This is a genomic window from Brevundimonas sp. M1A4_2e, from assembly GCF_053345555.1.
Genome location: NZ_JBKFAI010000005.1, coordinates 187495 through 196353, shown reverse-complemented (window position 1 = coordinate 196353; position 8859 = coordinate 187495). Strand labels below are relative to the sequence as shown.

General features: G+C 66.2%; 8 protein-coding genes. 1 reads left to right on the top strand and 7 read right to left on the bottom strand.

The window, feature by feature from the left end:
- Nucleotides 1-162: 162 nt before the first annotated feature.
- The 7 genes from ACLBV5_RS12450 to cyoA form a co-directional block, all read right to left on the bottom strand.
- On the bottom strand, nucleotides 163-699 hold the full coding sequence (locus ACLBV5_RS12450) for a response regulator transcription factor (RefSeq protein WP_025978238.1): 537 nt from the start codon (nucleotides 697-699) through the stop codon (nucleotides 163-165).
- 23 nt (nucleotides 700-722) lie between these two features.
- Complete coding sequence (locus tag ACLBV5_RS12445) at nucleotides 723-2066, bottom strand: ATP-binding protein (protein WP_447605862.1); 1344 nt, start codon at nucleotides 2064-2066, stop codon at nucleotides 723-725.
- The gene (locus tag ACLBV5_RS12440) at nucleotides 2066-2779 is read right to left on the bottom strand and encodes an SURF1 family protein (RefSeq protein WP_447605864.1); all 714 of its coding nucleotides are present in this window, start codon (nucleotides 2777-2779) and stop codon (nucleotides 2066-2068) included. Before ACLBV5_RS12440 ends, ACLBV5_RS12445 begins: the two co-directional genes overlap by 1 nt.
- A gap of 79 nt (nucleotides 2780-2858) precedes the next feature.
- Nucleotides 2859-3242, bottom strand: coding sequence for a cytochrome o ubiquinol oxidase subunit IV (gene cyoD / locus ACLBV5_RS12435; RefSeq protein WP_025978235.1), 384 nt, complete (start codon nucleotides 3240-3242; stop codon nucleotides 2859-2861).
- Nucleotides 3239-3883, bottom strand: a complete 645-nt coding sequence (gene cyoC, locus ACLBV5_RS12430) for a cytochrome o ubiquinol oxidase subunit III (RefSeq protein WP_447605861.1) — start codon at nucleotides 3881-3883, stop codon at nucleotides 3239-3241. The genes cyoD and cyoC overlap by 4 nt, the downstream gene beginning before the upstream one ends.
- Nucleotides 3884-3887: 4 nt before the next feature.
- Nucleotides 3888-5900, bottom strand: coding sequence for a cytochrome o ubiquinol oxidase subunit I (cyoB, locus tag ACLBV5_RS12425; RefSeq protein ID WP_447605860.1), 2013 nt, complete (start codon nucleotides 5898-5900; stop codon nucleotides 3888-3890).
- Nucleotides 5901-5914: 14 nt separating this feature from the next.
- Nucleotides 5915-7150 (bottom strand): ubiquinol oxidase subunit II, encoded by a 1236-nt coding sequence (gene cyoA, locus ACLBV5_RS12420; protein WP_201105607.1) that lies wholly within the window; start codon nucleotides 7148-7150, stop codon nucleotides 5915-5917.
- 147 nt (nucleotides 7151-7297) lie between these two features.
- Here cyoA and ACLBV5_RS12415 point away from each other — a divergent pair, with 147 nt between their 5' ends.
- Nucleotides 7298-8641, top strand: a complete 1344-nt coding sequence (locus ACLBV5_RS12415) for an MFS transporter (RefSeq protein ID WP_447605859.1) — start codon at nucleotides 7298-7300, stop codon at nucleotides 8639-8641.
- The last annotated feature ends 218 nt before the right edge of the window (nucleotides 8642-8859 follow it).

Sequence of the window (8859 nt, the reverse complement as noted above, 5' to 3'; positions counted from 1 at the left end):
CAGACGCGGCCCGATCTGGCCGATCCGATCCGCACCGTCGCCTCGCCCATCCGCCTGTCGAAGACGCCGGTGCGATACGACGCCCCGCCGCCGAAGCTGGGGCAGGATACGGACGATGTGCTGGGGGCGTTGAAGGCCGAGGAATGAGCGGAAACCGAAGGGTCAGCTGACCTGCCGCTTCTCCAGCTTCCGCGCCAGGGTACGGCGGTGCATCCCCAGACGCCGTGCGGCCTCGGAGATGTTGAAATCGGTCTCGGCCAGAACCTCGTGAATACGCTCCCACTCCAGCGTCTTGATCGAGGTGGGGCGGGCGGTCAGGGGGGCGTCGGGGTCGCCCGCCGCGCGACCGAAGGCGGCCTCGATGTCGTCCGTGCCGGCAGGCTTGGCGAGGTAGTGGCGGGCCCCCAGCTTGATGGCCTCGACCGCCGTGGCGATGCTGGCGAAGCCGGTCAGAACCACGATCACCAGGTCGGGATCGAAGGCGTGCAAGGTCTGCACGCAGGTCAGGCCCGAGGCCGTTCCCAGCTTCAGGTCCACAACCGCATAATCGGGATGATGCGTCTTAAGCAGCTCGACCATCTGGTCGTGACTGTGGGCGGCCAGCACCTGATAGCCGCGCCGCTCGAACGAGCGCCGCAAGGTGCGGGAGAAGGACTCGTCGTCCTCGACGATCAGCAACTGGCGGGGTTCGTCCGTCATTTCATGCCCTCTTTCCAGACTGCTTACTTCGGCGCCAGGGCGTCGATGGGCAAGGCCAGTCGCACCACGGCCCCGCGGCCGGTCGCGCCCGGACGGTTGGCGGCGACGACCGTGCCGCCCAGTTTGCGCACCACATTGACCAGCAGGAACAGGCCCAGCCCCGCCCCTGCCCGCGCCTTGGTCGACTGATAGGGCTGGCCCAGCTTTTCCAGAATGCCGGGCGCGAAGCCTGGGCCGTCGTCCTCGAAGGCGATGAACAGGCCGTCGGCGTCGGCCACCGCCCGCACCTCCAGGCTTCGCGCGCCCGCCTCCTGCGCATTGTCCAGCAGGGCGCTGAACACCTGTTTCAGGGCCGGGTCGGCGATGATGGACGGATCGCGCGGCGTCGGGCCGCTGAGGGCGACCTGCATGGCGTCTGCGGGCCGATTGGCGGACCAGTCATCGATGATCTCGCCGAGGAAGCCGCTGAGGGCGGTGACGGTCGGCGCTTCACCGCGCGCCTCGCCCGCCGACATCAGGATGTTGGTGACGATGGATTTGCAGCGATCGACCTCGGCCTGCATCTGTTCGATGTCGTGGCGCAGGTCGTCGTCGCCGGTCAGGGCGGGCATGCGCCGCCAGTCGCTGAGGATCACAGACAGGGAGGCTAGCGGCGTGCCGAGTTCATGCGCGGCGCCCGATGCCAGCAGCCCCATGCGCACGATGTGGTCCTGTTCCGCCGCCTGCTGCCGCGCCTCGGCCAGATAGGCGTCGCGGGCGCGCACGTTCTGGCTGGTGCGGGTGACGAAGGCCACCAGCAGCACGGCGATCAGGATGAAGTTGATCAGGGCGCCCTGCTGGATCAGGCCCAACCGCGCATCAGCTCCGGCAGGCAGGTCCAGCGGCTGACGCCACACCGCCAGAAAGGCCAGGCAGGCGCCCGTCGCCAGCACGAAGCCCCAGGCGTAGACCGGCCGCAGCAGCACCGCCGCCAGCACCACCTGCATCAGGTAAAGGGCCGCGAAGGGATTGGTCGCGCCGCCGCTGAAGTAGAGCAGCCAGCTCAGCGCCGCCACGTCGACGCACAGGGCCAGCAGGATCTCCGGGTCGGTGACGACCTTGCGCCGCAGGGTCACCGGCGCGCTGACCAGATTCATCACCGCCAGCGCCGTCGGCGCCAGCAGCAGCGGCCCCAGCGGGACGCTGATCTTCAGACCCCAGTGGACGATGACGATGGTCGCCACCTGACCGATCACCGCCAGCCACCTCAGCTGGATCAGCAGCAGCATGTTGCGCCGACCGGCCGCGCCCGGCGACACCGGCATCTCGGCGTTGGCGTCCATGCCCAGAACGGTGCGGAAGAAGCGGTTCAAAGCCTCAGCTTGCATCAACGTCCCCCAGCCCTGCGGCGCCGCTCGTCGCGCAGCCACAGAACGGCGCCGCCCGCCGACATCAAGGCCAGACCGAACCAGGTCAGGGCGTAGACCAGATGGCTGTTGGCGAACCGCACCACCGTCAGACCGCCGCGCGGCCAGCCGCCGGGATTGGGCGTCGAGTCAGCATCTATGAAATAGGGCACGACGGGGCCGCCCAACCCCTTGGCCTTGGCGATCGCCGCCACGTCGCGTGAGAACCAGCGGTCGCCGGCTGGATCATTGTCGCGCAGGAAGCCGCCCTTGGGTTCGCTGATGCGCAGCAGGCCGGTGACAGAGACCGGCCCCTCGACCTGCCCTTCCGCGCGCGTCTCAGGCGAGGCGCGCTCGGCCGGAACGAAACCCCGGTTTATCAGAACGGTGAAGCCCCGCACATCCTCCAGCGGCGTGACGACCCAGAAGCCCGGCCCCAGGTCCGTCACCGCCTTCACCCGCGCCTCGCGGTCATGCAGGAACCGGCCGCTGGCGGTGACGCGACGGTACTGGTCCGCGTCGCGCGTCACGGCGTCGAAACCTGCAGGCCCCGGCGCTGGAACGGGATCGGCATGAATGCGGCTGTCGACCTGACGGATCAACTCCTGCTTCCACGCCAGGCGCTGGACCTGCCAGACCCCCAACGCGCAAAAGCCCGCGATCAGCACGGCGAAGACCGCCAGTCCCGCGATCATCCGGCGGCGTGACGCCGGACGGGCGGCAGGCTCAGGGGCCGACGATGACGTCAAGCGGCGTCTCCGCGTGCAAAAGGGCTCAGCCCATCCCCTGCATGTCGTGGACGGGCATCATGTTGGTGTTCAGGTGATACATGACCCAGACCGAACCGGCGACGGCGATGACGACGATCACCAGGGTGAAGATCAGCGCCAGCATGTTCCACCCGCCCTCGGACCGGTGGTTCATGTGCAGGAAGAAGATCATGTGCACCACGATCTGCACCACGGCGAAGCCGGTGATGATGAGACCCGTCAGCTGCGGCGCCAGCACCCCGGCCATGACCAGCCAGAAGGGAATGGCCGTCAGAACGACCGACAGGCCGAACCCGATCAGATAGCTTCTGTAGGTGCCATGATCATGGTCGTCGCCGTGGTGATCTTCGTGAGTCACGGCGTGCTCGTTGTGGGCTTCGGCGCTCATCGCAGCATCCCGAACAGATAGACGAAGGTGAAGACGCCGATCCAGATGACGTCCAGGAAGTGCCAGAACAGGCTCAGGCACATGAGGCGGCGCCGGTTGGCCGGGATCAGGCCCTTTTGCGCCACCTGCACCATCAGGGTGACCAACCAGATGCAGCCGAAGGTGACGTGCAGGCCGTGCGTGCCCACCAGGATGAAGAAGGCCGACAGGAAGCCGCTGCGTTGCGGCGTCGCGCCCAGATGGATCATGTGGGCGAACTCATAGAGCTCGATGCCCAGGAAGCAGAGGCCGAACAGGCCGGTGATCGCCAGCCAGGCTTGCGTCTGCGCGACCTTGTTGCGGTACATCGCCAGCATGGCGAAGCCGTAGGTGATCGACGAGAACAGCAGCATCGACGTGTTCAGCGCCACCAGCGGCAGGTCGAACAGATCCTTGGGCGCCGGGCCGGCCGCATAGTTGCCGCCCAGCACGGCGTAGACGGCGAACAGGATCGCGAAGATGAGGCAGTCGCTCATCAGATACATCCAGAAGCCCAGCATGGTGCTGTGGCCCTCGGGATGATGCGGCTCCTCGACCGAGTGGAAGATCGGCCGCCCGGCCTCGTCGATGTAGTCGGAGTGGATGGAAGGTGCGTGGCTCATCGGATCACCCCTGCGTCGCTGCGGCGGCCGCCAGGGCCTGGGTGCGCGCATCCTCGGTCGCCTGAACCGTCTCGGCCGAGATGTAGTAGTCGCGCCTGTAGTTGAAGGTGTGGAAGATGGCGTAGCCGATCAGGGCCGCGAAGCCCGCCGCCGCCAGCCACCAGATGTACCAGATCAGGGCGAAGCCGACGATCAGCGACAGCGCCGACAGGATGAATCCCGCGCCCGTATTGGCGGGCATGTGGATCGCCTTGAAGCCCTCGACCGGACGCTCATACCCGCGCGCCTTCATGTCCCACCAGGCGTCGCCGTCGTGAATAATCGGCGTCTTGGCGAAGTTGTAGTCAGCCGGCGGAGACGACGTCGCCCACTCCAGCGTGCGACCGTTCCACGGGTCGCCCGCCTCATCACGCAGCTTGTCGCGGTTGATGATGCTGACGGCGAACTGGATCAGCATGGCCAGGATGCCCACGGCGATGATCGCCACGCCCACGCCCGCGATGATGAACCAGATCTGATAGGCCGGGTCGTCGAAGACCCGCATCCGCCGTGTCACGCCCATGAAGCCCAGGACGTACAGCGGCATGAAGGCCATCCAGAAGCCGACCACCCAGCACCAGAAGCTGACCAGGCCCCACTTCTTGTCCAGCTTGAAGCCGAAGGCCTTGGGCCACCAGTAGTTGATGGCGGCGAACAGGCCGAACAGCACCCCGCCGATGATGACGTTGTGGAAGTGGGCGATCAGGAACAGGGAGTTGTGCAGCACGAAGTCCGCCGGCGGCACCGCCAGCATGACGCCCGTCATCCCGCCGATCACGAAGGTCAGCATGAAGGCGACCGTCCACATCATCGGCAGCTCGAAGCGGATGCGGCCGCGGTACATGGTGAACAGCCAGTTGAACAGCTTGGCCCCTGTCGGGATCGAGATGATCATCGTCGTGATCCCGAAGAAGGAGTTCACGGACGCGCCCGAGCCCATGGTGAAGAAGTGGTGCAGCCACACCAGGTAGGACAGGATGGTGATGACCACCGTCGCATAGATCATCGAGGTGTAGCCGAAGAGCTTCTTGCCCGAGAAGGTCGAGGTGACTTCGGAAAACACGCCGAACAGCGGCAGGATCAGGATGTAGACCTCGGGGTGGCCCCAGATCCAGATCAGGTTCACGTACATCATCGGGTTGCCGCCGAAGTCGTTCGTGAAGAAGTTGGTGCCGATGTAGCGGTCCGCCGACAGCAGAACCAGGGTCGCCGTCAGGATCGGGAAGGACGCCACGATCAGGACGTTGGCGCACAGCGAGGTCCAGGTGAAGACCGGCATCTTCATCAGGCCCATGCCCGGCGCGCGCATCTTCACGATGGTCGCGATCAGGTTGATGCCGGATAAGGTGGTCCCTACCCCCGCGATCTGCAGCGCCCAGATGTAATAGTCGACGCCGACGCCGGGGCTGTAGCCGATGCCCGACAGCGGCGGATAGGCCAGCCAGCCGGTGCGGGCGAACTCGCCGATGAACAGCGAGGCCATGACCAGCACGGCCCCCATCGTGGTCATCCAGAAGCTGAAGTTGTTCAGGAAGGGGAAGGAGACGTCGCGCGCCCCGATCTGCAACGGCACCAGATAGTTCATCAAGCCGGTGATCATGGGCATGGCCACGAAGAAGATCATGATCACGCCGTGGGCGGTGAAGATCTGATCATAGTGGTGGGCGTTGAGGTAGCCCTCGGACCCGCCGAACGCCATGGCCTGCTGCAGGCGCATCATGACCGCATCGGCGAAGCCGCGCAGGAACATGATCAGCCCAAGGATCATGTACATGATCCCGATCTTCTTGTGGTCCACGGTCGTGAACCACTCCTTCCAGAGATAGCCCCACAGCTTGTAGCGGGTGATCAGGGCCAGCACCCCCAGGCCGCCGATGACGACGACGGCGAAGGTGGCGACCAGGATGGGCTCGTGGAACGGAAGCGACTCCCAGTTCAACCGGCCCAGAAGCGGCGATGTGGAATGTTCGACAGTCATGATCGTTCAGACGCTCAGGATTGCGACGCCGCGGGCGCGGAGAAGAGGGAGGCGAAACGCTCGCCCGGTTGGGATCGGCCGGGGCGCTCCAGCCCCTGGCCCATGACGCGGTTCAGCGGGGTGTCGCGGGCGATGTCCTCGCCGAAGGCCTGACGGCGACGGGCGGCCTCGACAGCGGCGGCCTCGGCCTCCAGCGGGGTGCAGATCGTCAGCACATAGGACTCGCCCGCGCCGAAGACGGCGTCGCCGCGACGGGCGTATTTGTCATAGACCAGCGGCAGGGTGTTCTTGACCGCCGTCAGGCCCAGACCGCCCTTGCGGTCGATGTCCATCATCTCGCCCATGCACATCTTGCCCGGCTCGACGCACATGTTGACCACGGCGTCGAACAGGCGGTCGTCGACCGAGGCGTAGTGGATGACGGGGACCTTCTCGCTGGGCTTCTCCAGCTCCAGATAGGTCTCGCGGTCCAGACCCTGACCGGCGGCGCGAACGCCCGCGACCCACTGATCGAAGCCCGCTTCATCCAGCCCGTGGAAGGCGAAGCGCATGTTGGAGAAGCCGTCGCCGGAATAGTTGGCCGAGAAGCCGACGTACTCGCCCGGGCGGTTGATCACGGCGTGCAGCTTCGTCTCCATGCCCGGCATGGCGTAGATCTGACCGGCCAGGGCCGGGATGTAGAAGGAGTTCATCACCCCGGTCGAGGTGATGTGGAAACGGATCGGCCGGTCGACCGGCGCCGCCAGCTCGTTCACTGTGGCGATGCCGTATTCGGGGTAGATGAACAGCCATTTCCAGTCCATCGCCACCACCTCGACCTGGAGCGGGCGATGCTCCTCGGCCACGGCCTGCCCTTTGGCGATGCGGTCCAGCGGCCGATACGGGTCCAGCAGGTGCGTCCCGGCCCAGGTGATGGCGCCCAGGCAGATGATGATCAGCAGCGGCGCCGCCCAGATCACCAGCTCCAGATGGGTCGAGTGGTCCCAGTCCGGCTCGTAGCGAGCTTCCTTGTTCGATTCCCGATACTTCCAGGCGAAGAAGACGGTCAGGATCATCACCGGAATGATGATGATCAGCATCAGCACCACGGACATGACCAGCAGATCGCGCTGCTGTGCGGCGATGTCGCCGGCGGGCGCCAGCACCACGGCCTGACAGGCCGGCAGCATAGCCAGAAGGGGCAACAGCAACAGGGGGCGCAGTCGGCGCACGGCGGCTCCAGTCGAGGTTTGAGACAAGGGCTCGGTCATCGTCCTGCCCCCGTAAACCCCACCTCCGGAGTGCGACATTGGACAATCTGCCCTATCCCCTCTGCGATCCGAGGGGAGCAAAGGGACGCTTTAGCCATTCTATGATCGCGGGCGTGTACGCGCCCCGGTGCAGGGAGCCTCATGGTCATGAACGCAGCCAGCGGCGCGCCTTCTTCAGAGCCCCTTGAACGGGACGCCAGCCGGATCAACGCGCGAGACGGCAAAATCGACGCGGGCGAAATCGCCATCGGCGTCATCATCGGCCGAACGTCCGAGTTTTTCGACTTCTTCGTCTACGCGATCGCCTCGGTCGTGGTGTTTCCGCAGCTGGTGTTTCCCTATGCGGGGCCGCTGGGCGGGACGTTGCTGTCCTTCGCCGTCTTCGCCGTGGCCTTCATCGCCCGGCCCTTCGGCACGGCCCTGTTCATCGCCATCGACCGGCGCTTCGGGCGTGGCACAAAGCTGACCATCGCCCTGTTCCTGCTGGGCCTGTCCACCGTCTGCCTGGGCTTCCTGCCGAGCCATGCGCAGGTCGGCCACTGGGCGGCCGCCATGCTGATCGCCCTGCGGATCGGCCAAGGCGTCGCCCTGGGCGGCGCCTGGGACGGCATGGCCTCCCTGCTGTCGGTCAGCGCCCCTGAAAAGCGCCGCGGCTGGTACGCCATGGTCCCGCAGCTGGGCGCCCCGATCGGCCTGATCGTGGCCAGCGCCCTGTTCGCCTATTTCCTGAGCAAGCTGTCGGCCGCCGACTTCATGGACTGGGGCTGGCGCTATCCCTTCTTCGTCGCCTTCGCCATCAACGTCGTGGCCCTGTTCGCACGGCTGCGCATCGTGGTCACGCCGACCTTCCAGGCCGCCTTCGAGACGCTGGAGCTGCACCCTGCGCCTGTCGGCAAGGCGGTGCGCGAAGAAGGCGGCAAGATCGTCATCGGCGCCTTCGCCCCCCTGGCCAGCTTCGCCATGTTCCACATGGTGACGGTGTTCCCGCTGTCGTGGGTCTTCCTCTACACCGACGAGGCGCCCAGCCGCTTCCTGATCATCGAACTGATCGGCGCCGTCTTCGGCCTGTTCGCCATCCTGGCCTCGGGCTGGCTGGCCGACCGCTACGGCCGCCGCGCCCTGCTGGCGGCCACGGCGGCGGGCATCGCGGCCTTCTCGGGCTTCGCGCCCCAGCTTCTGGACGGCGGCCCCACGGGCGAGCTGACCTATATGACCCTGGGCTTCATCCTGCTGGGCCTGTCGTTCGGCCAGGCCTCGGGCGCGGTGGCCTCCAGCTTCAGCCTGAAGAACCGCTACACCGCCTCGGCCCTGACCTCGGACCTGGCGTGGCTGTTCGGCGCAGGCTTCGCCCCGCTGGCGGCCCTGGCCCTGTCGGGCAAGTTCGGCCTGGTGGCGGGCGGCGCCTATCTGCTGTCAGGCGCGATCTGCACCCTTCTGGCCCTGTGGCTCAACCGCGAACTGGCCAAGGGCCGCGCGGGAGCCAGGACCTGATGAACGGCCGGGGCAGGCGCGACGTCGCTTGATCAACGCGCCACTGAAGCGCGCGAGGTTCATGCCCTCCCTGCCCGGTCACGTCTCCTTCCTCCCCTTGCTCCTCGCGGCGCACCGAATGGTTATCGTCTATTCACGATAGGATTTAAGCCCCCGCTAAGCCTGTCTGATCGCGTGACGTTAAGAGCGGCCCCGTTATCGTCACCTCGAGATCAAGG

Bases quoted from the DNA above. Each gene is read 5' to 3' on its own strand.
- cyoA (WP_201105607.1), bottom strand. From the start codon at position 7,150: ATGACCGAGCCCTTGTCTCAAACCTCGACTGGAGCCGCCGTGCGCCGA.
- cyoD (WP_025978235.1), bottom strand. From the start codon at position 3,242: ATGAGCGCCGAAGCCCACAACGAGCACGCCGTGACTCACGAAGATCAC.
- cyoB (WP_447605860.1), bottom strand. From the start codon at position 5,900: ATGACTGTCGAACATTCCACATCGCCGCTTCTGGGCCGGTTGAACTGG.
- cyoC (WP_447605861.1), bottom strand. From the start codon at position 3,883: ATGAGCCACGCACCTTCCATCCACTCCGACTACATCGACGAGGCCGGG.
- ACLBV5_RS12415 (WP_447605859.1), top strand. From the start codon at position 7,298: ATGAACGCAGCCAGCGGCGCGCCTTCTTCAGAGCCCCTTGAACGGGAC.
- ACLBV5_RS12450 (WP_025978238.1), bottom strand. From the start codon at position 699: ATGACGGACGAACCCCGCCAGTTGCTGATCGTCGAGGACGACGAGTCC.
- ACLBV5_RS12440 (WP_447605864.1), bottom strand. From the start codon at position 2,779: ATGATCGCGGGACTGGCGGTCTTCGCCGTGCTGATCGCGGGCTTTTGC.
- ACLBV5_RS12445 (WP_447605862.1), bottom strand. From the start codon at position 2,066: ATGCAAGCTGAGGCTTTGAACCGCTTCTTCCGCACCGTTCTGGGCATG.